The 23,689-nt window shown below is 66.3% G+C and carries 22 protein-coding genes and 1 other RNA gene; 13 read left to right on the top strand and 10 right to left on the bottom strand.

Features of this window, described 5'->3' with window-relative positions:
* Window positions 1-47 precede the first annotated feature (47 nt).
* Both AC5JLE_RS05475 and AC5JLE_RS05480 read left to right on the top strand, forming a co-directional pair.
* Complete coding sequence (locus tag AC5JLE_RS05475; protein ID WP_329857589.1) at window positions 48-1,463, top strand: cryptochrome/photolyase family protein; 1,416 nt, start codon at window positions 48-50, stop codon at window positions 1,461-1,463.
* Between the two features lie 140 nt (window positions 1,464-1,603).
* Window positions 1,604-2,299, top strand: a complete 696-nt coding sequence (locus AC5JLE_RS05480) for a YiaD family glycine zipper/OmpA-like lipoprotein (RefSeq protein WP_014646784.1) — start codon at window positions 1,604-1,606, stop codon at window positions 2,297-2,299.
* A 398-nt stretch (window positions 2,300-2,697) separates the two neighbouring features.
* Here AC5JLE_RS05480 and AC5JLE_RS05485 read toward each other — a convergent pair whose 3' ends face one another.
* Window positions 2,698-3,729 (bottom strand): LysR family transcriptional regulator, encoded by a 1,032-nt coding sequence (locus tag AC5JLE_RS05485; RefSeq protein WP_032959145.1) that lies wholly within the window; start codon window positions 3,727-3,729, stop codon window positions 2,698-2,700.
* Window positions 3,730-3,876: 147 nt separating this feature from the next.
* Here AC5JLE_RS05485 and AC5JLE_RS05490 point away from each other — a divergent pair, with 147 nt between their 5' ends.
* The 6 genes from AC5JLE_RS05490 (at window position 3,877) to AC5JLE_RS05515 (ending at window position 11,689) form a co-directional block, all read left to right on the top strand.
* Complete coding sequence (locus AC5JLE_RS05490; RefSeq protein ID WP_134808747.1) at window positions 3,877-4,104, top strand: hypothetical protein; 228 nt, start codon at window positions 3,877-3,879, stop codon at window positions 4,102-4,104.
* Window positions 4,101-4,871, top strand: a complete 771-nt coding sequence (locus AC5JLE_RS05495; protein ID WP_014646786.1) for an SDR family NAD(P)-dependent oxidoreductase — start codon at window positions 4,101-4,103, stop codon at window positions 4,869-4,871. The genes AC5JLE_RS05490 and AC5JLE_RS05495 overlap by 4 nt, the downstream gene beginning before the upstream one ends.
* A gap of 91 nt (window positions 4,872-4,962) precedes the next feature.
* Window positions 4,963-6,189 carry an efflux RND transporter periplasmic adaptor subunit gene (locus tag AC5JLE_RS05500; RefSeq protein WP_069117195.1) on the top strand — a complete coding sequence of 409 codons (1,227 nt, stop codon included), beginning with the start codon at window positions 4,963-4,965 and terminating at the stop codon, window positions 6,187-6,189.
* Between the two features lie 112 nt (window positions 6,190-6,301).
* A complete protein-coding gene (locus tag AC5JLE_RS05505; protein WP_053495139.1) occupies window positions 6,302-9,472 on the top strand; it encodes an efflux RND transporter permease subunit in 3,171 nt (1,056 codons plus the stop codon).
* 64 nt (window positions 9,473-9,536) lie between these two features.
* Window positions 9,537-10,274 (top strand): SDR family oxidoreductase, encoded by a 738-nt coding sequence (locus AC5JLE_RS05510; protein ID WP_014646789.1) that lies wholly within the window; start codon window positions 9,537-9,539, stop codon window positions 10,272-10,274.
* A complete protein-coding gene (locus AC5JLE_RS05515; RefSeq protein ID WP_496065095.1) occupies window positions 10,268-11,689 on the top strand; it encodes an efflux transporter outer membrane subunit in 1,422 nt (473 codons plus the stop codon). Before AC5JLE_RS05510 ends, AC5JLE_RS05515 begins: the two co-directional genes overlap by 7 nt.
* A 40-nt stretch (window positions 11,690-11,729) precedes the next feature.
* On the opposite strand, the gene AC5JLE_RS05520 is transcribed toward AC5JLE_RS05515, so the two are convergent.
* Window positions 11,730-12,107: a VOC family protein gene (locus AC5JLE_RS05520; RefSeq protein WP_496065096.1), complete on the bottom strand. Its 378-nt coding sequence runs from the start codon at window positions 12,105-12,107 to the stop codon at window positions 11,730-11,732.
* A 140-nt stretch (window positions 12,108-12,247) separates the two neighbouring features.
* Between AC5JLE_RS05520 and AC5JLE_RS05525 the strand changes: the two genes are divergently transcribed.
* Window positions 12,248-12,511 (top strand): hypothetical protein, encoded by a 264-nt coding sequence (locus AC5JLE_RS05525; RefSeq protein WP_032959134.1) that lies wholly within the window; start codon window positions 12,248-12,250, stop codon window positions 12,509-12,511.
* 19 nt (window positions 12,512-12,530) lie between these two features.
* Here the strand turns inward: AC5JLE_RS05525 and AC5JLE_RS05530 are convergent, their stop codons facing one another.
* On the bottom strand, window positions 12,531-13,388 hold the full coding sequence (locus AC5JLE_RS05530; protein WP_032959133.1) for an endonuclease/exonuclease/phosphatase family protein: 858 nt from the start codon (window positions 13,386-13,388) through the stop codon (window positions 12,531-12,533).
* 400 nt (window positions 13,389-13,788) lie between these two features.
* Here AC5JLE_RS05530 and AC5JLE_RS05535 point away from each other — a divergent pair, with 400 nt between their 5' ends.
* On the top strand, window positions 13,789-15,015 hold the full coding sequence (locus AC5JLE_RS05535) for a cytochrome P450 (RefSeq protein WP_049404686.1): 1,227 nt from the start codon (window positions 13,789-13,791) through the stop codon (window positions 15,013-15,015).
* Between the two features lie 20 nt (window positions 15,016-15,035).
* Here the strand turns inward: AC5JLE_RS05535 and AC5JLE_RS05540 are convergent, their stop codons facing one another.
* Both AC5JLE_RS05540 and hchA read right to left on the bottom strand, forming a co-directional pair.
* The gene (locus AC5JLE_RS05540) at window positions 15,036-15,740 is read right to left on the bottom strand and encodes a PA1136 family autoinducer-binding transcriptional regulator (RefSeq protein ID WP_032959129.1); all 705 of its coding nucleotides are present in this window, start codon (window positions 15,738-15,740) and stop codon (window positions 15,036-15,038) included.
* A 4-nt stretch (window positions 15,741-15,744) separates the two neighbouring features.
* Window positions 15,745-16,617: a glyoxalase III HchA gene (hchA, locus tag AC5JLE_RS05545; protein WP_049404683.1), complete on the bottom strand. Its 873-nt coding sequence runs from the start codon at window positions 16,615-16,617 to the stop codon at window positions 15,745-15,747.
* A 379-nt stretch (window positions 16,618-16,996) separates the two neighbouring features.
* Between hchA and AC5JLE_RS05550 the strand changes: the two genes are divergently transcribed.
* Window positions 16,997-18,220 (top strand): cytochrome P450, encoded by a 1,224-nt coding sequence (locus AC5JLE_RS05550; RefSeq protein ID WP_238381426.1) that lies wholly within the window; start codon window positions 16,997-16,999, stop codon window positions 18,218-18,220.
* Between the two features lie 18 nt (window positions 18,221-18,238).
* On the opposite strand, the gene AC5JLE_RS05555 is transcribed toward AC5JLE_RS05550, so the two are convergent.
* Window positions 18,239-20,260 (bottom strand): esterase/lipase family protein, encoded by a 2,022-nt coding sequence (locus AC5JLE_RS05555; RefSeq protein WP_496065097.1) that lies wholly within the window; start codon window positions 20,258-20,260, stop codon window positions 18,239-18,241.
* Window positions 20,261-20,405: 145 nt separating this feature from the next.
* On the opposite strand from AC5JLE_RS05555, the gene AC5JLE_RS05560 reads away from it, so the two are divergent.
* Entirely contained in the window at window positions 20,406-20,867 is a 462-nt protein-coding gene (locus tag AC5JLE_RS05560) for a methyltransferase family protein (protein ID WP_049420521.1), read from the top strand.
* A gap of 14 nt (window positions 20,868-20,881) precedes the next feature.
* Here the strand turns inward: AC5JLE_RS05560 and AC5JLE_RS05565 are convergent, their stop codons facing one another.
* A complete protein-coding gene (locus AC5JLE_RS05565; protein ID WP_100449813.1) occupies window positions 20,882-21,367 on the bottom strand; it encodes a hypothetical protein in 486 nt (161 codons plus the stop codon).
* Between the two features lie 162 nt (window positions 21,368-21,529).
* Window positions 21,530-21,883, bottom strand: a transfer-messenger RNA (tmRNA) gene (ssrA, locus tag AC5JLE_RS05570).
* Window positions 21,884-22,103: 220 nt separating this feature from the next.
* Between ssrA and AC5JLE_RS05575 the strand changes: the two genes are divergently transcribed.
* The gene (locus AC5JLE_RS05575; RefSeq protein ID WP_329857595.1) at window positions 22,104-22,676 is read left to right on the top strand and encodes a hypothetical protein; all 573 of its coding nucleotides are present in this window, start codon (window positions 22,104-22,106) and stop codon (window positions 22,674-22,676) included.
* A gap of 26 nt (window positions 22,677-22,702) precedes the next feature.
* Here the strand turns inward: AC5JLE_RS05575 and AC5JLE_RS05580 are convergent, their stop codons facing one another.
* Both AC5JLE_RS05580 and smpB read right to left on the bottom strand, forming a co-directional pair.
* Window positions 22,703-23,134: a GNAT family N-acetyltransferase gene (locus AC5JLE_RS05580; RefSeq protein WP_014646804.1), complete on the bottom strand. Its 432-nt coding sequence runs from the start codon at window positions 23,132-23,134 to the stop codon at window positions 22,703-22,705.
* Entirely contained in the window at window positions 23,131-23,634 is a 504-nt protein-coding gene (gene smpB, locus AC5JLE_RS05585) for an SsrA-binding protein SmpB (RefSeq protein ID WP_005409231.1), read from the bottom strand. The genes AC5JLE_RS05580 and smpB overlap by 4 nt, the downstream gene beginning before the upstream one ends.
* Window positions 23,635-23,689 lie beyond the last annotated feature (55 nt).

The following is a 23,689-nucleotide window of genomic DNA, read 5'->3' on the forward strand; positions in this document are numbered from 1 at the left end:
ACCGCCCCTGGCTATCATGTCCGCCTTCCACATCGAAGGCGGTGCATGTGTCGGTAGCGTTGGTATGGTTCCGCCGTGATCTGCGGCTGCAGGACAATCCGGCCCTGCAGGCCGCGCTGGATGCGGGTCACGACGTGGTGCCGGTCTATCTCCACGCGCCGCACGAGGAAGGCGAGTGGGTGCCTGGCGCGGCCTCCGATGCGTGGCGCCACCGTTCACTGGGTGCCTTGGACGCCGACCTGCGCACGCGCGGTTCCTCGCTGGTGCTGCGTAGCGGTGACAGCCTGCCGGCCCTGCAGTTGCTGGTCGAGCAGACCGGCGCCGAGGCGGTGTACTGGAACCGCAAGTACGAGCCGGCCACCCAGCCACGCGACGCCACCATCAAGCGCACGCTGCGTGAGCAGGGCATCGACGCGCAGAGCTGCAATGGCAGTCTGTTGTTCGAGCCCTGGGACATCGCGACACAGCAGGGTCAGCCGTACAAGGTGTTCACTCCGTACTGGCGCAACGTACTCAGTCATTGGCGCCTGCCGACGCTGAGTGCCGCGCCGAAGGCACTGACCGCGCACTCGGTCGACGGCCTCGCATTGGACGAGCTGCGGCTGGCGCCCACGCTGGACTGGGATTCCGGCTTCTGGGAGCACTGGCAGCCGGGCGAGGCCGGCGCGCTGGAGGCGTTGTCCGTGTTCGAGGACGGCGCGTTGCGCGGTTACCGCGAGCAGCGTGACCTGCCGGACCGGGTCGGCACCTCGCGGCTGTCGCCGCATCTGCATTTCGGCGAGATTGCACCGTGGCGCATCGCGCATGCGCTGGAGAGATTGCGCAGTGCCGGCACTGACGCCGACATCGACGGCTATCTGCGGCAACTGGGCTGGCGCGATTTCGCCTACCACCTGTTGCATCACTTCCCGAAGACGCCGACCGACAACCTCAATCCGCGTTTCGACCGCTTCCCTTGGGCCACGCCCACTGCAGCGCAACTGCATGACTGGCAGCGCGGCAACACCGGCGTGCCGATCGTCGATGCGGGCCTGCGCGAGCTGTGGCACACCGGTTACATGCACAACCGGGTACGGATGATTGTTGCCAGCTACCTGTGCAAGCACCTGCGTGCGCACTGGCTGCAGGGCGCGCGCTGGTTCTGGGACACCCTGGTCGATGCCGACCTGGCCAACAACACGATGGGCTGGCAGTGGGTGGCAGGCACCGGCGCCGACGCGGCCCCGTACTTCCGGGTGTTCAACCCGGTCACCCAGGCGGAGAAGTTCGACCCGCAGGCGCGCTACATCAGCCGCTGGGTGCCCGAACTGGCGGCGCTGCCGGTGAAGGCGCGCTTCGCGCCGTGGCAGCATCCGCTGCTGCTGGCGGCGCATGCCCCGGGCTATCCGCGTACGCCGCTGGTGGATCTGGCCGCCGGCCGCGATGCTGCGCTGGCCGCCTACCGGCAGACGGGGGCTGGGTAAAGCGCGGGCTGAGCGTTCCAGTCAGTTAGCTGAACGCGGCCCTGTTGCCGCGACCGATCATCATCCCGACATCGCATCGGGCTGTTTATTCTCTCTGCGCCCGTAAGCCGCCGACCCGACCGGAAAACAAGGAGAACCACATGATCCGCAACACCACCCGCAACGTCGCACTGGCCCTGATGAGTGCGGCCGTCCTGTCGGCCTGCGCCACCGGCGGCTCCTATGTGCAGAGCGACCAGTACGGCAACCCGACCGAACAGCAGAACCGTACCGGCCGCAACGCGCTGATCGGTACCGCCATCGGTGTGGCTGCCGGCCTTCTGACCGGTGACAGCGCCACCGAGCGTCGTCAGCACGCACTGATCGGTGCCGGTATCGGTGCGCTCAGCGGCGCCGCCGTCGGCCAGTACCAGGATCGCCAGGAACGCGCGCTGCGCGAGCGCACCGCCAACACCGGCATCGATGTGCAGCGCCAGGGCGACAACATCATGCTGAACCTGCCGGACGGCATCACCTTCGACTTCGGCAAGGCCACCCTGAAGCCGCAGTTCTACGGCTCGCTCAACGGTGTGGCCGGTACGCTGCGCGAGTACAACCAGACCATGATCGAAGTGGTGGGCCACACCGACAGCATCGGCAGCGACGCGGTCAACAACCGCCTGTCGAAGGAACGCGCAGATTCGGTGGCGCAGTACCTGATCGGCCAAGGCGTGCAGAGCGTGCGCATCGAAACGCTGGGGGCCGGCAAGTCGTATCCGATTGCCGACAACAGCACCGATGCCGGCCGTGCCAAAAACCGTCGCGTTGAAATCCGCGTGATTCCGCTCAAGCAATAACGCGTAGCGTTGTTGCTGTTCCGGCCTGGCCGGAACGAAAATGCCGCCCTTGCAGGCGGCATTTTCTGTAGGTGCCGAGCTTGCTCGGCACGCCGATAGCGCTTCCGGTTGCGGCTTCTCCGAACGGCGCCGACCAAGGTCGGCATCTACCGAAAGCCACGCAGCCGGAACGAAAATGCCGCCCTTGCAGGCGGCATTTTTGTGGGTGCCGAGCTTGCTCGGCACGCCGACAGCATTCCCGTTCGCGGCTTCTCCGAACGGCGCCGACCAAGGTCGGCATCTACCGGACGCCCGGCGCAGTCGGAAGGAAATGCCGCAACTCATCTCCTGGTAGATGCCGACCTTGGTCGGCGCCGTTCCAACCGCAGTCGAGCATGGCTCGACTTTACCGAAGCCGGTTACACCGCCGAGGCGGCGACCTTCTCCAGGATGCGCTTGCCGCTGCTCTCCAACGCCGCGTCTTCCTGGGCCTTCTGCTGCTGTGCCAGCTTCGCACCCGGGCACTGCGCCAGCATGTAGTTGGCGTCGAAGTTGAGCTTTTCCACCAGGAAATCGACGAACGCCCGCACCTTCGGCGAGACCAGGCGGCCACCGGCGAACACGGCGTTGAAGTCCACTTCCGGGCCGGTCCAGCCGGCCAGCACGCGCCGTACCATGCCGGACTCGACGAACGGCTTGGCCATCACATCACCGGTCAGCAGCAGGCCTTCGCCACACACCAGTGCACCATTAAGCGCAGACATGTCGTTGGCGGTCATCAGCGGGGTGACCGGGAAGTCACGCAGCTCGCCGCCGTTCTCGCCCAGCTGCCAGGTGAAGCGCGGTGAATTGCCAGTGTGATACGGCTTGCGCATCGCCAGGATGCGATGGAACTGCAGTTCTTCCGGATGCAGCGGCTCACCATAGCGCTCGATGTAGGCCGGGCTGGCGAACACCTGCGTGCGCAGGCTGCCCAGCTTGCGCGCGACCAGGTTGGAATCGGGCAGGGCGCCCACACGCAGCGCCAGATCCGCTTCGCCGGCAATCAGGTCCAGCTTCTCGTTGCCCATGTGCATGTCCAGGCGGATTTCCGGATACTGCGCATGGAACTGGCCCAGCAGCGGGGCGATCCAGGTGATGCCGATCGAATAGGGCACGGTGAAGCGCAGCCAACCGCGCGGGCCGGACTGCAACTGGCTCACCGCGCTTTCGGCTTCTTCCAGCTCGCGCGCGATGCGCTGGCAATGCTCGTGGTAGATCGAGCCGGCTTCGGTCAGGCCGAGGCGGCGGGTGGTCCGGTGCAGCAGCCGCGCGCCCAGGCGCGTTTCCAGCTCCTGCACTTTGCGGCTGACCGTGGTCTTGGGCAGGCCGAGCGATTTGGCAGCGGCAATGAAACTGCCTTGCTCGACCACCTTGACGAAGATCAGCGTCTCGTTGAGATCGTGGGACATGGTCGGGGATCCTGGACGTCGGGGATGGGACAATCGTGACAGAACGATTGGACCGGGAGCGGGATGATTATTCCCCTTAATCAGGACTAATCAAGTAAAGGTTTGAGGTCTATCGTGGCGCCATTCGTGAAATGGAGCCCCCTCGCCATGAGCCTGCGCAACATTCTTGCCCGCTTCCGGCATGTCGGCCAGAACGCCCTGGACCTGGCGATGACCGTCGAAGCCCGTCCGAGTTCCTTGGTACACAAGGACTTTCGTGAGTTTACCGCGCCCATGCGTCAGCAGCGTGGCGGTGCCATCCGCCTGGCCCCGCACAAGGGTGACCGGCTGCGCCGGATCGGGACTATCCCGGATTTGGGAGGAAATGTCCCGTGAATGGGATACTGACGCCCGAAGTCCTGGTCCTCGGCGGCACAGGTGCCGTCGGCCAGGGCGTGGTCGGCGCATTGCTGGAAGCCGGCAGCCCGGTGCTGGTGGTTGGCCGCGACCCGGGTCGGCTGGCGGCGCTGCATGAGCAGTTCGCCGACGAGCCTGGCCTGGAGACGCTGCTGGGCTCGCTCAGCGATGACGGCTCGGCACGTGCCTTGGCCGAACGCATCGCGCAGCGCCCGCGTCCGCTGGCGGCGGTCATCGCCGCAATGGGTGGCCCCTACCGTCGCGGCCGGGTGACCGACCGCAATGGCGATGAGCTGTTGGGGGCGATGCAGGCCGACCTGATGCCGCACGTGCACGCGGTGCGTCACCTGCTGCCACTGCTGCAGGACAACGTGCATGCACGCCGCTACGTGATGATCGGCAGCCCCGCCAACGCCAAGCCCTGGGCGGGCTACGGCGAGACCTCGATCACCACCGCCGCGCTGCGCATGTACGCGCAGGTGGTGCACCAGGAAGCGCAGGCACTGGGTGTGCGCGCGCAGATGCTGGAAGTCTGCAGCCCGGTGTGCACCCCGGCCAACGCGGCCAATGCGTGCATCGAGTGGCCAAGCTCGTTGCTGGTCGGTCGTCGTGTGGTCTCCCTGCTGGACGGCTGCCGCGACAACCGCGCCATCGTCCGCTGCGACAGCAGCGATGCCGAACTGCCGCGCGGCCTGCTGCACCTGGATGTCCCTCCACTGTGGCGCGATACCGCGGGCATCGCTTGACCTCGACCATGGTTGAGGTCGCAGTATGCGCCGCCGATTTTTGCAACACGTTCTCATATAGCTGTACCACCCCTCCGTACGGATGCATGCCATGACTTCCCCCAATACCACCCCACATCGTTTCGGCCATCGCATCGCGATGGTCGGCGTGTCGATTCTCGCCGCGGCCGTGCTTGCGGCCTGCAGCGGCGGCCATGCCGAAGAGGCCGGTGCTCCGCCGCCGCCGCAGGTCAGCGCCGCGCCGGTGCTGGTCAAGCAGGTCAGCCAGTGGGACGAGTTCAGCGGCCGCGTCGAAGCGGTGCAGAGCGTTGAACTGCGCCCGCGCGTGTCCGGCTACATCGACAAGGTCAACTACGTCGAAGGCCAGGAAGTGAAGAAGGGCGAAGTGCTCTTCACCATCGACGCGCGCAGCTACCAGGCCGAGTACGATCGCGCGGCCGCCGAGCTGGCCCGCGCCCGCACCCAGGCCACGCTGGCCCGCAGCGAGTCCGAGCGTGCCAAGCGGCTGTCCGAGCAGCAGGCGATCTCCACCGAGACCGCCGAGCAGCGCCGCGCGGCTGCCGACCAGTCCGGCGCCGCCGTGCAGGCCGCGCAGGCGGCTCTGGATGCAGCCCGCCTCAACCTGGAGTTCACCAAGGTGCGTGCACCGATCGATGGCCGTGCCGGCCGCGCGATGGTCACCGCCGGCAACCTGGTCACCGCCGGCGACAGCGCCAGCGTGCTGACCACGCTGGTCTCGCTGGATACCGTGTTCGTCTACTTCGATGCCGACGAAAGCACCTTCCTGCGCTATGCACAGATGGCACGCAAGGGCGAGCGCCCCAGCGAGCGTGACAGCGCGCTGCCGGTGAAGGTCGGCCTGTCCGGGGAAGAGGGCTACCCGCATGCGGGCAAGGTCGACTTCCTCGACAACCAGGTGGCCCGCAGCACCGGCACCATCCGCGTCCGTGCGCTGCTGGACAACGCCGACCGCCAGTTCACGCCGGGCCTGTTCGCCCGCGTGCAGCTGCTCGGCAGCGGCCAGTTCCAGGCCATGCTGATCGATGACAAGGCCGTGCTGACCGACCAGGACCGCAAGTACGTCTACGTGGTCGACAAGGATGGCAAGGCCCAGCGCCGCGACATCCAGCTCGGCCGCACCGCCGACGGCCTGCGCATTGTCGAGCACGGCCTTGCCGCCGGCGACAAGGTGATCATCGACGGCGTGCAGAAGGTCTTCATGCCGGGCATGCCGGTGCAGGCCAAGGCCGTGGCGATGCAGCCGCAGGCTGCGCCGCCGGCACCGGGCCGTGATGCGACTGCCGCACTGAACCACTGATCCGCGTCCCCGCTTAGCTGCCGGCGCCAGCGGCAGCCTTCCCTGCCTTCGTCATCCCGGCGAGGGGCAGGGTGGCTGTTGCCCGCCGAACGCCTTTCCCAGGAATTCCTCCATGGACTTTTCCCGTTTCTTCATCGACAGGCCGATCTTCGCGGCGGTGCTGTCGATCGTGATCTTCGCCGCAGGCCTGATCACGATTCCAATCCTGCCGATCAGCGAGTACCCCGAAGTGGTGCCGCCGTCGGTGGTCGTGCGCACGGTGTATCCGGGCGCCAACCCCAAGGTCATTGCCGAGACCGTCGCCACGCCGCTTGAAGAAGCGATCAACGGCGTCGAAGGCATGATGTACCTGAAGTCGGTTGCCGGCTCGGACGGCGTGCTGCAGATGACCGTCACCTTCCGCCCGGGTACCGATCCGGACGCGGCGGCGGTGAAGGTGCAGAACCGCGTGGCGCAGGCGCAGGCGCGCCTGCCCGAGGACGTGCGCCGGCAGGGCGTGACTACGCAGAAGCAGTCGCCAACCTTCCTGATGGTGGTGCACCTGACCTCGCCGCAAGGCAAGTACGACACCCTGTACCTGCGCAACTACGCCCGCCTGCACGTCAAGGATGCGCTGGCGCGTATTCCGGGCGTGGGTGACGCGCAGATCTTCGGCGGCGGCGACTACGCCATGCGTGCCTGGCTGGACCCGGACAAGGTGGCTTCGCGTGGCCTGACCGCCAGCGATGTGGTGCGTGCCATGCGCGAGCAGAACGTGCAGGTGTCGGCCGGCCAGCTCGGTGCCGAACCGTTGCCGAACAGCCAGTTCCTGACCCTGATCAATGCCCAGGGCCGACTGAAGACCGAAAAGGAATTTGGCGACATCGTGCTCAAGAGCGGCACCGATGGCGAGATCGTGCGCCTGGCCGACGTGGCCCGCCTTGAACTGGGTGCCGGTGACTACACCCTGCGCTCGCAGCTGGATGGCAAGAACGCGGTCGGTATCGGTATCTTCCAGTCGCCCGGTGCGAATGCGCTGGAGATTCGTGACCAGGTCATCTCGACGATGGACGAGATGCAGAAGACCATGCCGGCCGACGTGAAGTACGAAGCGGTGTATGACACCACCATCTTCGTGCGCGACTCGATCAAGGCCGTGGTCTCCACGCTGCTGGAAGCCATCGCCCTGGTGGTGCTGGTGGTGATCCTGTTCCTGCAGACCTGGCGTGCCTCGATCATCCCGTTGATCGCGGTGCCGGTGTCGGTGGTGGGTACCTTCGCCGCGCTGTACCTGCTGGGCTTCTCGATCAACACGCTGAGCCTGTTCGGCCTGGTGCTGGCGATCGGCATCGTGGTCGACGACGCGATCGTGGTGGTGGAGAACGTCGAGCGCAACATCGAGGAAGGCCTGTCACCCACCGCTGCGGCCCACCAGGCCATGCGTGAAGTGTCCGGCCCGATCGTGGCGATCGCGCTGGTGCTGTGTGCCGTGTTTGTGCCGATGGCCTTCCTGTCCGGCGTCACCGGCCAGTTCTACAAGCAGTTCGCAGTCACCATCGCCATCTCCACGGTGATCTCGGCGATCAACTCGCTGACCCTGTCGCCGGCCCTGGCCGCGCGTCTGCTGAAAGCCCATGGTGCTCCGAAGGATGCGCCGAGCCGCCTGATCGACCGCCTGTTCGGCTGGGTGTTCCGTCCGTTCAACCGCTTCTTCAAGTCCAGCTCGGAGAAGTACGAGCGTGGCGTAGCCCGCATCCTCGGCCGTCGTGGCGCGGTATTCGTGGTCTACGCGATCCTGCTGGTCGGTACCGGCGTGATCTTCAAGCTGGTGCCGCCGGGCTTCATCCCGACCCAGGACAAGCTGTACCTGATCGCCGGTGTAAAGCTGCCGGAAGGTTCGTCGATCGCGCGCACCGATGAAATGCTGCGCAAGGTCGCCAAGATCGCCCAGGAAACCGATGGCGTGGCCCACACCATCTCGTTCCCGGGTCTGAACGCGCTGCAGTTCACCAACACGCCGAACACCGGTGTGGCGTTCATCCCGCTCAAGCCGTTCGCCGAGCGCCATGGCCGCACCGCCGCACAGATCAATGCCGAGATCAACCAGAAGATCGCCGGCCTGCAGGAAGGCTTCGCGTTCGCGATGATGCCGCCGCCGATCCTCGGCCTGGGCAACGGCAACGGCTACCAGATGTTCATCGAGGACCGGGGCAACCTGGGTTACGGCGCGCTGCAGAATGCGGTGCAGGCAATGCAGGGCACCGTTGCGCAGACGCCGGGCATGGCCTTCCCGATCAGCAGCTACCAGGCCAACGTGCCGCAGCTGGATGCCGAAGTGGACCGCGTCAAGGCCAAGGCGCAGGGCGTGCAGCTCACCGAGCTGTTCGACACCCTGCAGACCTACCTCGGTTCGGCCTACGTCAACGACTTCAACCAGTTCGGCCGTACCTGGCAGGTGATCGCCCAGGCCGACGGTCCGTTCCGCGAGACGGTCGAGGACATCGGCAAGCTGCGTACCCGCAACGACCGCGGCGAAATGGTGCCGATCGGTTCGATGGTCACCATCAAGCAGACCTTCGGCCCGGACCCGGTGCTGCGCTTCAATGGCTATCCGGCAGCAGACCTGGCCGGTGAGGCCGACCCGCGCCTGCTGTCCTCGGCCGAGGCGATGAACAAGCTGACCGAGATCGCCGGCAAGGTGCTGCCGGTGGGCATGACCACCGAATGGACCGACCTGAGCTACCAGCAGGCGACCCAGGGCAAGGCGGCCTTCATCGTGTTCCCGGTGGCGATCATGCTGGCCTTCCTGGTGCTGGCCGCGCTGTACGAGAGCTGGTCGCTGCCGCTGGCGGTGATCCTGATCGTGCCGATGACCCTGCTGTCCGCGCTGTTCGGCGTGTGGCTGACCGGTGGCGACAACAACGTGTTCGTGCAGGTCGGCCTGGTGGTACTGATGGGCCTGGCGTGCAAGAACGCGATCCTGATCGTCGAATTCGCCAGAGAGCTGGAGATGGGCGGCAAGGGCATCGTTGAAGCCGCGCTGGAAGCCTGCCGCCTGCGTCTGCGCCCGATCGTGATGACCTCCATCGCCTTCATCGCCGGTACCGTGCCGCTGGTGCTGTCGCATGGTGCGGGTGCCGAGGTGCGCTCGGTGACCGGTATCACCGTGTTCGCCGGCATGCTGGGCGTGACCCTGTTCGGCCTGTTCCTCACCCCGGTGTTCTACGTGGCCCTGCGCAAGTTCGTCACCCGCAACGGCGGTGGCCAGCTGGTGCAGCACGGCGAGCCGACCATCCACCACTGACATGGAACCCCGTCGCCGCCGGTCACTGGCCGGCGGCGGCTTTCCCCTCACAAGGCATGCATCCATGAATACCCATCAGAACAAGATCGCGCTGGTCACCGGCGCCACCCGTGGCATCGGCCTGGAAACCGTGCGCCAGCTGGCCCAGGCAGGTGTGCATACGCTGCTGGCCGGTCGCAAGCGCGATACGGCGGTGGAGCTGGCACTGAAGCTGCAGGCTGAAGGCCTGCCGGTCGAAGCCCTGCAACTGGACGTGACCGACGCGGCCAGCATCGCCGAAGCGGTCGAGCAGGTGCGCCAGCGTCACGGCCGCCTCGACATCCTGGTCAACAATGCCGGCATCATGATCGAGAACCCGGCGCAGGCGCCGTCGGAGCAGTCGCTCGACACCTGGAAGCGTACCTTCGACACCAACGTGTATGCGCTGGTCGCAGTAACCCAGGCATTCCTGCCGCTTGTCAAGCAGGCCAAGTCCGGGCGCATCGTCAACGTGTCGAGCATGCTCGGCTCGCAGACCCTGCACGCGGATCCCTCATCGGGCATCTACGACTTCAAGATTCCCGCCTACAACGCGTCCAAGGCCGCGGTGAACAGTTGGACCCTGAGCCTGGCCTACGAGCTGCGCAACACCCCGATCAAGGTCAATACCGTGCATCCGGGTTACGTGAAGACCGACATGAACGGCGGCAACGGCGAAATCGAAATCGCCGAAGGCGCGCGCTCCAGCGTGCAGATGGCGCTGATCGGCGAATCCGGTGCCAGCGGCAGCTTCACCTACCTGGGCGAGGTGCTGCCATGGTGATCCGCACGTTGGCGATGGCCGTCTCCAGCCTGGTGCTGGCAGGCTGTGTCAGCGTCGGCCCGAACTACAAGGCCCCGGTGCAGGAACCGGTGGTCCTGCAGAGCGCACAGCAGCCGGTCTTCAGCAGCGTTTCGCCGGTGGCCAGCTGGTGGGCGCAGTTCGATGATCCGGTGCTGGAACAGCTGGTGCATGGCGCCCTGTCGGACAACCTGGACCTGCGCGTGGCCGTGGCCCGCGTCAGCCAGGCCCGCGCGGTGTTCGTCGAAAGCCGTTTCGACCAGGCGCCGCACATCACCGCTGGCGGCAGCTACGACCGCCGCAAGCAACCCGATCCGCAGCTGGGTGGGCAGCGGGTGTTCAGTGAAAGCTACCAGCTCGGCTTCGACGCCGGCTGGGAGCTGGATCTGTTCGGCCGCAAGCGCCGTGCCGCTGAGGCCGCACGCGCCGACCTCGGTGCCGAGCAGGCCAACCTGGCCGATGCGCAGGTACTGGTCGCCGCCGAAGTGGCACGCAATTACTTCGAGCTGCGCGGAACGCAGAAGCGCATCGCGGTGGCCCAGCACACGCTGGAAAACCTGCGCGATACGCAGAAACTGACCGAGGCGCGCTGGGAACTGGGCGCGGGAAGCGAGCTGGATGTGCAGAGCAGCCGCGCCCGCCTGAAGGCGATCGAGGCCGACATCCCGTTGCTGGAAGTGGCCGAGGCGCAGTCGCGCAACCGGCTGGCCGTGCTGCTCGGCCAGCGCCCGGAAGTGCTGACCGACATGCTCGCGCCGCACGACGTGCCGGCCTTCGCCAAGGCGCTGCCGCTGGGCGATACCCGCGAACTGCTGCGCCAGCGCGCCGACGTGCGCGTGGCCGAGCGTCGCCTGGCCGCTGCGACCGCACGCGTGGGCGTGGCCACCGCGGACCTGTTCCCGCGTTTGTCGCTGTCCGGCTTCGTCGGGTTCCTCGGCGGCGATGCCAGTGGCCTGGTCAATGGCAACAACAAGGCCTGGTCGCTGACCCCGTCGCTGAGCTGGGCGGCATTCGACTTCGGTACCGTGCGTGCACGCCTGCGTGCCAGCAAGGCTGAAGCCGAAGGCGTGGCCGCGCAGTACGAGCAGGCCGTGCTGCTGGCGCTGGAAGATACCGAGAACGCGCTGACCCGCTATTCCAAGCAGCAGGCACGGCTGGCGATCGTGGTCGAGCAGGCACAGGCCGCACGGCGTGCCGAATCACTGGCACAGATCCGCTATCGCGAAGGCTCGGAAGACTTCCTGACCCTGCTGGATGCGCAGCGCACGCAGCTGGCGGCCGATGACGCCCTGGCGGCGGCCGAGTCCGAAGTCAATGTCAGCGTGGTGGGCGTGTACAAGGCGCTGGGCGGCTGGGGGCAATCACCGCAGCAACCGAGCGTGGCGCACGTGCAGTAACCGCAGGGGACGGAGGCAGTGCTTCCGTCCCCTCCTGCTTTCAGGGCCACTGATTGGCCGGCACCTCGCGCTCGCGCATGCGCACGATGCAGAAGCGATGGCCGGTCGGTGCTTCCATCACCCACCAGCGTTTGACGAAGCCTATCCGGCGCGCGCCGAGCTTCTCCAGGCGGTCGGCCTCGGCATCGATGTCGTCGCTCTCGATGTCCAGGTGCACCCGTGACGGGTGACCGACCCGCTGGACTTCCACGTTCAAGCCCGCCGGTGCACCCAGCAGGTCGGCATACTCGGCGCCCCCTTCGACACGCGCCGCCTGTGCCTGCAGGCCGAGCGCGGCGGCCCAGAAGCCGGCACCTGCGTCGGCGGGAAGGTCCTGGCAGTCGATGATGAATCCAGCCAGCCGGCTCTGGTGGGCCATGTCCTGCTCCGCAGTTCGGGGGAGGAGGCAGGGTAACGCGATGCGTTCCGCGTACATCTTCACCTTCGTGACGTTTCTGACTCTGCCGGAATGCCGGCCCGACGTGTAACAAGTGGGTCAGGCACTCGGGAGGACAGGCGATGGCGGATGGAAGGCGGGATACCCAACGGATGTTGTTCGGCGATCCGGGTCCACCCGGTGCGGGTCTGTCAGTGGCGGTCGTGGTGCTGCTGGTGCTGGCGACGATGGCGGCGGCGGTCGGTTTCCTGCGCCTGCAGGATTCGATGTTGGGGCTGGGCCTGATTGGCGTGGCCGTGTTCCTGGCGATCGGGGCCCGCATCTGCCAGGCGCGCGACCAGCATCAGGCGCTGTATCGCCTGCTGTCGCGGCAGCCACCGCCGTAGCGGCGGCTGCCGTGGCTGCTCAGTGCCTGGGCCAGTCCAGTTCGACCACCAGCGGGAAATGATCCGATGGCAGCACGCCACCGATGCGGCGGTCATCGGTCAGGAAGCTGCGCGCATGGAAGCCGCGCACCAGGACCCAGTCCAGCTGCACGGTGGCCTTGCCGGTGAAATCGTGGAAGGTCAGCCGCGGGCCCTGCGGAGCCTTCACCTGGGTACGGGTGTCCTGCAGCACGCGGGTGAATGCCTTGTAGGTGTCGCCGCCGGGTTCGCTGTTGAAGTCGCCGGTCAGCACGACGGGCAGATCGGCCGGCAGGTTGGCCACGCGCTTGCCGATCAGTTCGGCACCCTTGACCCGCCGCGGCTCGTCTTCGTCGCGGTAGGGCAGGTGGGTGTTCATGAAGTAGAAGCGGCGGCCGTCGTCGATGCGGCGGAACAGCGCCCAGGTGACCATGCGTGGATACAGGTTGCCCCAGGTGATGCTGCCGGGCACATCGGGCGTATCGGACAACCAGAAGTTGCCTGATTCCTCGATCGCCAGCACCTTGCTGTCGTAGAACACGCCCATGTGCTCGTCGCCGCTGCCGCCGCGGCGGCCCTCGCCGAACCAACGGTAGCCGGGGAGGTGTCCTGCCAGGTACTCGGCCTGCTCCTGCACCAGTTCCTGGGTGCCGATCACCGCCGGGTGCGCATCGAGGATGACCTTCACCATCGCGTCGCGACGGTCGGGCCAGCGCTTGCCCGGCTCGGTATCGGCCGGGGTGCGCACATTGAACGACATCACCTTCAACGGCGCGGGAGCTGCGGCCCAGGCGCTGGTCGCAGGCAGGGCAAGCGCCAGCAGCGCAGACAGTACAGGGCGACGGAAACGCGACAACATCGTGGAATCCCTCCATTCCATGAAAACGGTTTCATGGAGCATCGCACGGATTGCCTGTTCATGGCTGTGCGCGCGCTGGCGGTATCCGCCGGTCGCCGCGGCGTATTCAGCAGGGCCTTGACAGCGCATTGACCCGCCAGCGCGGGCCTGCGTGCTAGAACGGCGCTGCCGGCCACTGAACCCGGCACCGCAGCAACCATCAACGGAACCACAAGGAGCTGTGCCATGACACGATTGATTCGCGCCCTGCAGGTGTCGCTGAACCTGCGTTCGGACAATTCCACGCAGTGCATCCGTTCCAAGTATCGCTACTGGAATATCTTCTGACCGGAAGGACTCCACGTATTCGATGACATCGCCAGGGAGGGTCGATGATCTTCCCTGGCATTGGAGGCAGGGCATGGATGAGCGTGCAGCGGATGCGGAAGTGGTTTCCATCGACGACCTGCTCGAACGCGTGCGTCGCGAAGGGCCGGTACTGCGCTTCAACAATGATGTCGTCGGCATCTTTGATCCGGCCCTGGCGGTCAGGATCGACAAGGCCAACACCGACCAGCACACCGTACCGGATTCACTGATTGATTTTCTCGGGCTGCGCAGTGGCAGGGACCCCGTTGCGTGGCGCGAGGTGCGGGCGTTGCTGAGCGAGCAGGCCGGGCGGCTGGCCAGTCCCGGCCACATGCGCGACCTCTACACGCGCATGCACGGCTTCCTTGCCCAGCGCGCGGACAGGCCGCATGACCTCAGCGAACTGAGCTGGTGGACGATCTCGCAGTCGCTGTTGCCGATGCTGATCGACGGCCTCAGTCGATCCGACGTCGATGCGCTCATCGGTGAGCAGAAGACCCGATACAACGCCATCGTGCTGCAGAACTTCTCGTTCTGGCGGCGGATCATCGACTTCCATCTTTCCCGCCGCGCGGCGCGCACGGTGTCGCGGCACATCCGGCGTCGTGCGCGCCAGACCGTGCCGCGCGAGGACTTCCTGCAATCCCTGCTGCCGCTGGTGCAGCGGGTCGGGGTGGACCGCGTGGCCTATCTGGTGTCGATGGTGCTGGCCGGCATGTCGGGCCTGCCGGGCATCACGGCGGCCAGCCTGCTGTACGCGATGCATCGATTTCCGCACTGGCAGGCGCGCATCCGCGAGGAAACCTCGGCGCTGAGCTTGGAGCAGTTGTATGCGCTGCCGATCAAGTCGCTGCCGTGCACGTCGCGTTTCGTCAAGGAAACCCTGCGGCTGTGGCCGGGACTGTTCGCCCTGCATCGTCCGGCCTCGCACGATATCGACATCGAGGGCGTGTGCATCCGCAAGGGCGGGGCATACGAGTTGTCGTCCTACTTCCAGCATCATTCGCCGGAGTACTGGCAGAACCCGGACAGCTTCGATCCTGATCGCTGGTTGCCGGAGCGACGCCAGGCCAACAAGGGCGCCTACGTGCCCTTCGGATTTTCCTCGCGGGCCTGCATCGGCAGTGCGGTCGGCCACGCGCAGCTGCTGCTGTTCTGCGCATTGGTGACCCGCGATTTCGAGTTGACGGTACAGGATGAGCCCACGCCGTGGATGCAGCTGGAAGGCTTTGCCATTCCGGTCGATTTCATCGGTACGCTGACGCCGCGGCACGCCTGACAGCATCTGTACAGCCTGGCTCAGTCTTCAATCTCGCCACGGCGGCCTGCCGCGCGCACCGCCTGCGCGGTGGTGGCCACGCCGAGCCGTTGTCGCGCTCGCCGCAGGTGGTTCTCCACCGTGCGTGCAGACAGCCCCAGCGTGGCCGCGATCTCCGCCTGGCGCCGTCCAGCGGCGACCCAGCGCAGCACCTCGCGTTCGCGTGCGCTCAACGCGCCTGCGGGGATATCCGCAGGCGCCTCGGCGAACTGGCGCGCCGCACGGAAGGCTGACGTTCCGACCATTTCCAGCAGCAGGCGCGCGCTGGCGGATGCATCAATCGAGGTGCCGGCGAAACTGACCGCACCCTCCAGGCCGGTCGGGCCGAACACCGGCACCTGCAACCCATGCAGGCCATCGCCGCGCGGCTGCTTCACCACCTGATAGCGTTCGCCGCGCACGCCCTGACGCTTGCTCCAGAAGAACGGTGCATTGCCGTCCAGTACATGGCGGTTGACCGGGCAGGCATGCAGGTAGCGGGCAAGTCCGGTATCGCTGCCGTCGCCGAACCAGTCACCCTCGATCCAGTACACGCGCTGCGCGTCGCGTTCCAGCCCGGTCCCGGTGGCAAACACCAGCAGTCGATCGTAGCCCAGGGGGGAGGCGGCGGCGCGCAGCACGCCGCCCACCGCGGGCAGTGACCGCGCCTGTTCCAGTTCCAGCAGCGCGGGCACCAGCGCAGGCATGTGCTCAGCGCCCCGCCAGTGCATCGAGCAGCGTACGCGCGGCCAGCTTGCCCAACGCGTTGCCGGCCAGCGGACTGTCGCCGGTCAGCAGCAGGCGATCCTGCAGCACGCTGCCATCGATGCCCTCATTGACGATCTGCACGCCCTGCTGGGCCAGTCGTTCACCGAAGAACCAACGCAGCTGCCCCGGCATGTAGCCGATCTCCGGTGTCTGCCGGTCCATTGCGTCGGGGAAGGCGCAGATGCGGTAACCACGGAACAGCGAGCCACCGTCGGCTTCGTCGACGCCCGCCGCCAGCAGCGCCGCCGGGCCATGGCAGAGCGTGATGATGTGGCGCTGCCCGGCCATGGCCCACTGCAGCGTGGCCTTCACCGCCGCGCTCTCCGGCAGGCCGATCAGTGCGCCGTGGCCACCGGGAATGAAGATGGCGGCATAGTCCGAATCGGCTCCCAGGCCGGCCACCACCTCATCCAGCTGCAACGGCTGGCGGAAGCGCGCCTCATAGCGTTCGTACAGGGCACCGATCTCGCGGTCCTCGCGCGGGAAGGCCCACCATTCGAACTTGACGGCGTTGCCGGACAGCGTCGCCACGTCGATGTCGAAGCCGGCCTTGTCCAGGTGGTACATCGGCAGCAGGGTTTCCACCGGATGGTTGCCGGTGGAGAACAGATGGCCATTGGCGGTCGGTAGATAACGCTCGTCGGCGGCGATCATCAGCACCTTCCAGCGGCCGTCGCGGCGTGCATCCGGATAGTCGGCCCCGGACAGGTCGCTCTGGGGCGAGGTGAACTGCGACAGCGAGTACGGCGACGGGAAGAAGGCATCGCGCTCGGCCGGATCGGGGCTGGGCTGGCGGCTGGGCTCTTGCGTGTTCATGCGGACCTCCGTTGGGGGAAAGTGAGCCCAGCATAGGAGGCCGCGTGCGCAGGCGCGATGAGGGATTCCCCTCAATGGACCACCACCCGGATGCTGCATCGCGCCACCGGCCCGGTTGGACAGCGGGATTATGTCGTGTTATCTAGCCGGTGCCGGGATAATCCCGGCATAACCACACAGCAAGCAAAGGAATGAAAATGAAAAGATTCGCCCGAGCATTGCGCGTCACTCTGAATATCCATCCGAACGAGAAGAGCAGTGTGTGGAATACCTGGCCGCTCTGGGTCGAGTTCTGATCCCGCGGGGCAACCCCGCCATTGAGCGGTAGCAAGACGAAGGGACTCGTCTTTCGAGTCCCTTCCTGCCGGAGACGCACTGCATGCAAGGGATGTCGAATGAAGGCAGCGCCATTGCTGCCGAGCGCTTGGCTGCGCGGGTGGAGCGCGAAGGACCGGTGCTGAAACTGGAAACCGGCGGTATCGGGGTGTTCTGCCCAGAGCTGGCCGGCAAGGTCGACAAGGAGAATTCCGAGCACCTGTTCGTGGTCGAGTCGCTGGCCGACCTGTTCCGCCGGCACGAACGCGTGCGCTGGACCGAAGTGCGCAGCCTGATCGCGACCCGCAGTGCTGAGCTTACCGGAGCGCAGACCCTGGAGGCGCTGCAGTCGCGCATGCGGCAGGCGTTGGACGCACTGTGCGGGCGCGAGCTGGATGCCACGCCAGCCGTGTGGAAGGTGATGGCGCATCCGCTGGTGCCACTGGTGATCGACGGGCTCGACGCGCGCGGTACCGAGGCCATCGAACGCGCCCTGCATCTGCGCTACACCACCCAGGTCGAGCAGGTCATCCATCGGCGTCATCTGCTGCGCAACTTCCTCATCGGTCGTGGCGAATCGCGGGCGATCGCCGCCGAACTCAGGCGCCGGGTCCGCAGCGGACGTTCGCCGCTGGACTATGCACAGTCATTGTTGACCCTTCGCGAGCGCATCGGCCTGGACAAGGTCACCTACCTGGTCACCGTGCAGCTGATCGCCATTTCCGGGGTGCCCGGCATGATGGCCGCCTGCCTGCTGCTGGCGATGCAGATGCATCCACACTGGCGCCAGCGCATCGAGGAGGAATTCGCGCCGCTCTCGGATGCGGAAATCCATGCGCTGCCGATGGCCAGGATTCCCTGCACGATGCGCTTCCTGAAGGAAGTGATGCGACTGTATTCCACACCCTTCAACAACCGCCGGGTGGCCGCCTGCGATCTGCAGGTGGAAGGGCAGGCCATCGCCGAGGGCACGGTGTTCGAGCTGAGTTCGTTCATCCAGCATCGCTCGGCGAAGTACTGGGATGATCCGCTGCAGTTCGATCCCGATCGTTGGCTGCCCGAGCGGCGCAAGCGCACCGCCGGCATCTATGTGCCTTATGGCTTCCCCACGCGCTCCTGCGTGGGGTCGGCGGTGGGCAACGCGCAACTGGTACTGCTGTGTGCGCTGCTGGCGCGCGAATTCCGTTTCACCCCCAGCGCCGACTACCGGCCCGAGGTGCGCATGGAAGGCTTCGCGATTCCCGCGGCGCTGCACGGCACGTTCTCGCGCCATACGGCCGGTGCCTGATCTGCAGGGGCGGACGGCTTACTTTGCCGTACGCCCGCGTTCCTGCATGTCCTCATGCAGGATCCGCCGCAGCTCGATGATGGCCGGCGTGGCTTCCTGCACGCTGTGACCGGACACGATCACCTTCTCCGAAACGGCGTGTGGCAGGTGTGAGCTCCAGTAGGGCACCAGCCCGTCATCGGTTTTTTCCAGTGGGCCATCGGCCTTGGCGCGGGCGATGATCGAGTGGTAGTGCACCTTCGGTGACATCGGCAGGTCGGCCACGGCACGGACGAACGGGTCGTCCTTGTCCAGATTCTGGATGCTGTTCATCTGGTAGCCGTGCTTGCCATCGTTGCGATCGATCTGGCCGTCGTTGGCCAGCGTCGCCACGTCCTCCAGCACGGTCAGCGGCAGCCGTACCAGGCGGCCGATCCAGCGGCCGAGGCGGGTACCGGCCACGTCGGTGCCGCGATGCGGTGTGGCGATGAAAACCACCCGCGATACTTCCGGTTCCGGCAGGAAGGTCAGTACTGGCGCGCCCTTGGTGCGCAGCAGCTCGCGCTGGGCGGGCGTCATCTGCGCGGTGGCCAGCAGGGTGTCGACCAGGTGGTCGCCGGAGGAAGAGACCATCAACCGCGCGATCACCCCGCCCATGCTGTGCCCGACCAGCACCATGTCATGCGAGGCCTGCGCCTTGCCGCTGGGGTCGAAGTGCTTGAGCACTTCGGCCAGCGTGTGGCGCATCGCATCGTGGCTCATCGCGATGGGCATGTTGGTCGGGTAGTAGAACTGCCAGACCTGGAAGTCCTGGCGGATCTCGTCGTCGCGCATCAGTTCGTTGGCCACGTTCACCCAGGCCTCGGGACTGCTGGCCAGGCCATGGATCATCAACAGCACGCGGCGGTTCGGGTCGTAGGGCTGCATCATGTACAGATGCGGCGCGTCGATGCCGCCCTTGCCACCAAACAACGAGCGCAGCGACTGCTGGCTGAAGTTGGAGCGCGCCAGCCACAGTGCGTAGCCCGCAGTGAAGTTGGCCGCCAACGGCACCTGCTGGCCGTGCAGGGTTACTTCCGAGACCTGGTAGGGATCGTGGATCTCCAGTTCCGGCTCGTCGTCGTGCAGCACTTCCCACAGGTTCTTTCCCGAGAAGCGCAGCAGCACCGTCATCGAAGGCGAGGGCATCTCGCTCCAGCTCTGCGCGGCCGGGGTGCTTGCCTGCGCGGCGGGCGTCGCTGCCGAAGGCGGGGTGGCCGTGCTGCCAGCCGGATCGTCCATCACCGCCACCAGCTCGGCACCGAAGCCATCGCGGCGATGCACGCTGCGCAGCGTGCCGGTGAACGACAGCGAGGCCGCCGGTACCAGCTCGGTGGGGGTGCGCGTGTCCAGCGGCGATGCTTCGCCTGAAGGGGCCAGCACGAAGGTCCAGCGGCCCAGCTGGAAATGGCTGGCCTGGCTGTGCACGCGCCCGGTGGCGTACGCGTTGTACAGCTGCACCGAGGCTTCCTGCACAGCCAGGTTGTAGTAGTCGCGCACCTGGGTCTGGCGGTCCTCGAAACCACGCTGGTTGGCGGTGCGCTCGGTGAAGAACAGATAGGCATAGGCCTGGCGCGCGACCTGCATCCACGCATCGAGGCGCGGCTGGAAGTCGGCATCCAGTTCGGTGATCGCGGTCTTGGCGCGGCCGGATGCCGAGTACTCGCGCTTCGGTGCCGGCAGGGTCATCGCATGCTGCAGCCACAACTCGGCCAGGCTGGAGCGCTTGTCTTCCTCGCGCACCACGATGCTGCTTTCCATGGCCTCGATGCACGGCAGGCCGGGCTTGGCACAGACGCCCTCATCGAGCCCGGCCACGCGCAGGGTCTCGGTGGTCGCCGCGCTGAGCTTGCCGGAGGTGAGGATGTCACCGCGCTTGAGCGCGATGTACTGGCCGGGCGTGACCGAGGCGACCTGCACCGACGGTCCGAACTGGCGCAGCGTCGCGCAGCCCCCCAGGGTGAGCAGCACGGTGATGATGAGGGTCGTGCGGCCGATGAAGCCCATGCCCGTGGTAGCCATACGATGCTCCTGCGCGGTGGCGTCACTCTAGCGGCCGGCCTGTCAAAGCGGAATAGACCGAACGGTCGGTTTGGGCCTGGCCGCCGTGGGCGATTCAGCCATTCAGTGTGACACTGCGGCGAATGGAACGGACACGGTGATCGCGATGGCCTGGCTGGAAACCCGCATTCCCCCGCCCGTGGTAATGCTGCTGTGCGCCGCTGCGGGCTTTGCAGCACGCTGGCTGTGGCCGGGTTTCCACCTTCGGGTGCCGGTGCCGGTTCTGCTCGCAGGCGTGACGGTGACGCTGGGTGTCGTGCTCAATCTGCTGCCCAAGCTGTCTTTCCAGCGCGCCGGTACCACCGTCAATCCTCTGCGACCTTCGGCGTCGAGCGCGCTGGTTACCAGCGGAATCTACCGCCGCACGCGCAATCCGATGTATCTGGGCCAGGCGTTGGTCCTGCTTGGCGCCATGGTGTACCTGCAGAACCTGATCGCGCTGCTGGTGGTGCCGCTGTTCCTGGTGTACATCACCCGGCTGCAGATCCTGCCGGAGGAGCGGGCACTGATGGCCCGCTTTCCCGAGGCGTACGCGCAATACCGTCATCGCGTGCCGCGCTGGCTGTAGCGTCGGCTACGCCATCAGCGGCTGATCTGGCACTTCACCGCAGCCGAATAGCCCTCGTAGTCGTCGCCCGCGATCACGTGCAGGGTGTGGCGCTTGTCGATGCGCTTCACGTACGACGGCTCTTCGGTGTTGGCATGCTCGTTGACCTCGGTCACCGACCAGGCCTTGGCCAGGCGCTTGGAATCGACGCCGTTCAAGTACACGAAGAGGCTCTTCTCGCCTTCGGCCACGTTTACATCGGCACTGGTGACCGTGCCGCCAAACAGCGCGACCGGCTTGTCCTCCGGCTCGAAGGTGCCGCCCGGTTTCTTGGCCAGGCCGGCGGCCTGCAGCGCATCGATGGCGTCGGCCGCACTGAAGTTCGAGCCGGCCTTGCAGGCCAGCAGCGCTTCCAGCGTGGCGGTGCCGGGGGGCGCGATGGCCGGTGCCGCAGCGTGCGTGGCTGGGGCTGCGGCGAGGGTGGTGAGGAGCAGGACGAGCGTGGTTGTGGCGGTTTTCATTGCAGATCCTTCTGGCGGCAGCAGGCCGGGGCAATGCAGCGATGGAGCGAAAGCTCCATCCCGATTATGCCCCACGCTTCCCGCACGACGAGCAGGCACAAAAAAGCCGGAATCCCTTCGACGGGAGATCCGGCTTCTTGCGGCCTCGACAGGCCATACAGATGGTGGAGGTGGGCGGAATTGAACCGCCGTCCGAAGGCACTCCATCCCCAGCACTACATGCTTAGCTCACCGTTGGATCTCGTCCCCGAACAGCACGGTGCGCAAAGCGCATCCGGGAACCAGCCTGTTGTGTTCTAGTGCCGGACTGACAGGCAGCCATCCAGCGCGATTCCATGATAGTGACTCTACACCGCGAGCATGGACACAAGCGGTTTCGAGGCTTAGGCCTTAAGCGGCCAGAGCGTAGTTGTCGTCGTTGGCAACTAGAGTTTTGCAGCTGGATTTACGAGGAAAGCTACCCCCTCGGCATGCGCCAGGCGACTTCACAACCCCCGTCGAAACCAATGCACCCCCGGTTTCTTCAAGTTCTGCAAGGTACGAGGCCTGTTTCGTGTCGCCACGGCCAGTGCCTGCCCAACGCTGCCAATGCTACGCCAAAACAGCTGAACAGTCACCGTGGCAATCCACAACATGTTGTAGAGCCAGCGGCATAGCGGATTGGTAACGTCACTGGCACGAATTTGCGACACACTGGCGGCGACCATCCGGGCCAGGACAGACACGGAGACTGTGGGTGACCGATGCAAGCCAACAACGCAGCCTGCGGCAGCTGATCGGGCCGGTCGGTGCCGACTACCAGCGGCGCGCCCTGCCGCCCGGCTGGGTCTGGGCGGTGCTGGCGGTGTTGCTTGCGGCCACCGCGCTGACCGAGCTGCCGGCGACTGCGGCCGCGGCATTGGTGGCCAGTGCGGTGGTTGTGCACTGGTCGCAGCGCGGTCGCATCCATTGGCTGGGCTGGCGCCTGCCGGGCCTGGCAGTGTTGGCGGCCCTGCTGTGGGGGCCGGACGTGCTGTCGCAATGGTTCGAGCACGGGTTGGCCGTGGTCCTGATGTCGTTGGCCAGCCTCAGCATCGGCGTGCATGTATGGCAGTCCCGACAGATGGCGCGGCAGCTCCAGGGCGCGGCCGATTCGCTGGATGACGCCCAGCTGCTGGCCCTGCTGCCGGCCGACGCGGCCCAGTTGGCGCAGCGGTGGCGCGCCGGCGATGACCGGCATGCGCCGGAACTGGCAGTGGTGATGCACCTGGCCGTGATGCACGCAGCGCTGGCACCGCGAATGCGCGGGCAGGGCGTGCTGGCAGGGTGACCGGTCGGCGGTTTCCGCGGCCGCGGTCAGGAACCTGACAATGGCTTGCGCAGGTAGATCCGCTCGTGCCCGGGCGGGCAATCGGGCAGCCGCCCATAGACGGTGTAGCCCTGCCGCAGGTAGAAAGCTTCGGCCTGCCAGTCGAAGGTATCCAGCATCACGTTGCGGGCGCCAAGCTGGCGCGCGGCGGCTTCTGCTTCCGCCAGCAGGCGCTGGCCGATGCCTTGCCCGCGCAGTTCCGGATCCACCCACAGCACATGTACCTGCAGCCAGCCGGCACAGACGTCGGCCAGCACACCACCGCGCAGCGCGCCGTGCTCGTCATGCCAGGCCAGGCGGACTGGAGTCTCATCGAGTGAATCGCCGCCGTGGGCCTGGTTGAAGGCCAGCAGGCGCGCGCACAACGTGCGCGTTTCATCGGCGCTGGCAGTCACCATGGCGCCGATGGGGGCGGTCATGCGTCGCGGTTGCCGCGACGCATCACACGCTGCTTCTCGATCGCCCAGTCGCGGTCCTTGGCGGCATCGCGCTTGTCGTGGGTCTGCTTGCCCTTGGCCAGCGCGACTTCGAGCTTGATCTTGTTCTTGCTCCAGTACATCGCAGTGGGCACGATCGTGTAGCCATCGCGCTCGACCTTGCCGACCAGCTTGTCTATCTCGCTCCGGTGCAGCAGCAGCTTGCGCTCGCGCCGGTCATTGGCCACCACGTGGGTGGAGGCCTGGATCAACGGGGTGATCTGCGCGCCGATCAGGAAGATCTCGCCGTGCTTCACATAGGCGTAGGCGTCGATGATGTTGCCGCGGCCAGCGCGGATCGACTTCACCTCCCAGCCCTGCAGGGCCAGGCCGGCCTCGAAGCGCTCTTCGATGTGGTACTCGTGGCGGGCACGCTTGTTCAACGCGATGGTTTTGTTGGCCGTCGCGCTCTTTGCTTTATCCTTGCCGCTGTTCTTGCTCATTTCCGTATTGTCTCCGATTCGGGCCCGCCCGGTCGATTGCCGAAACGTCCTGTAT

The organism is Stenotrophomonas sp., assembly GCF_059505245.1.

Excerpts from the sequence above, each read along its gene's own strand:
- hchA (WP_049404683.1), bottom strand. The coding sequence starts at position 16,617 with ATGAACACGCAAGAGCCCAGCCGCCAGCCCAGCCCCGATCCGGCCGAG.
- AC5JLE_RS05530 (WP_032959133.1), bottom strand. The coding sequence starts at position 13,388 with ATGTTGTCGCGTTTCCGTCGCCCTGTACTGTCTGCGCTGCTGGCGCTT.
- AC5JLE_RS05500 (WP_069117195.1), top strand. The coding sequence starts at position 4,963 with ATGACTTCCCCCAATACCACCCCACATCGTTTCGGCCATCGCATCGCG.
- AC5JLE_RS05515 (WP_496065095.1), top strand. The coding sequence starts at position 10,268 with ATGGTGATCCGCACGTTGGCGATGGCCGTCTCCAGCCTGGTGCTGGCA.
- AC5JLE_RS05480 (WP_014646784.1), top strand. The coding sequence starts at position 1,604 with ATGATCCGCAACACCACCCGCAACGTCGCACTGGCCCTGATGAGTGCG.
- AC5JLE_RS05540 (WP_032959129.1), bottom strand. The coding sequence starts at position 15,740 with ATGCCTGCGCTGGTGCCCGCGCTGCTGGAACTGGAACAGGCGCGGTCA.
- AC5JLE_RS05505 (WP_053495139.1), top strand. The coding sequence starts at position 6,302 with ATGGACTTTTCCCGTTTCTTCATCGACAGGCCGATCTTCGCGGCGGTG.
- AC5JLE_RS05490 (WP_134808747.1), top strand. The coding sequence starts at position 3,877 with ATGAGCCTGCGCAACATTCTTGCCCGCTTCCGGCATGTCGGCCAGAAC.
- AC5JLE_RS05560 (WP_049420521.1), top strand. The coding sequence starts at position 20,406 with ATGGCCTGGCTGGAAACCCGCATTCCCCCGCCCGTGGTAATGCTGCTG.
- AC5JLE_RS05555 (WP_496065097.1), bottom strand. The coding sequence starts at position 20,260 with ATGGCTACCACGGGCATGGGCTTCATCGGCCGCACGACCCTCATCATC.
- AC5JLE_RS05525 (WP_032959134.1), top strand. The coding sequence starts at position 12,248 with ATGGCGGATGGAAGGCGGGATACCCAACGGATGTTGTTCGGCGATCCG.
- AC5JLE_RS05520 (WP_496065096.1), bottom strand. The coding sequence starts at position 12,107 with ATGGCCCACCAGAGCCGGCTGGCTGGATTCATCATCGACTGCCAGGAC.
- AC5JLE_RS05580 (WP_014646804.1), bottom strand. The coding sequence starts at position 23,134 with ATGACCGCCCCCATCGGCGCCATGGTGACTGCCAGCGCCGATGAAACG.
- AC5JLE_RS05485 (WP_032959145.1), bottom strand. The coding sequence starts at position 3,729 with ATGTCCCACGATCTCAACGAGACGCTGATCTTCGTCAAGGTGGTCGAG.
- smpB (WP_005409231.1), bottom strand. The coding sequence starts at position 23,634 with ATGAGCAAGAACAGCGGCAAGGATAAAGCAAAGAGCGCGACGGCCAAC.
- AC5JLE_RS05550 (WP_238381426.1), top strand. The coding sequence starts at position 16,997 with ATGCAAGGGATGTCGAATGAAGGCAGCGCCATTGCTGCCGAGCGCTTG.
- AC5JLE_RS05510 (WP_014646789.1), top strand. The coding sequence starts at position 9,537 with ATGAATACCCATCAGAACAAGATCGCGCTGGTCACCGGCGCCACCCGT.
- AC5JLE_RS05565 (WP_100449813.1), bottom strand. The coding sequence starts at position 21,367 with ATGAAAACCGCCACAACCACGCTCGTCCTGCTCCTCACCACCCTCGCC.
- AC5JLE_RS05535 (WP_049404686.1), top strand. The coding sequence starts at position 13,789 with ATGGATGAGCGTGCAGCGGATGCGGAAGTGGTTTCCATCGACGACCTG.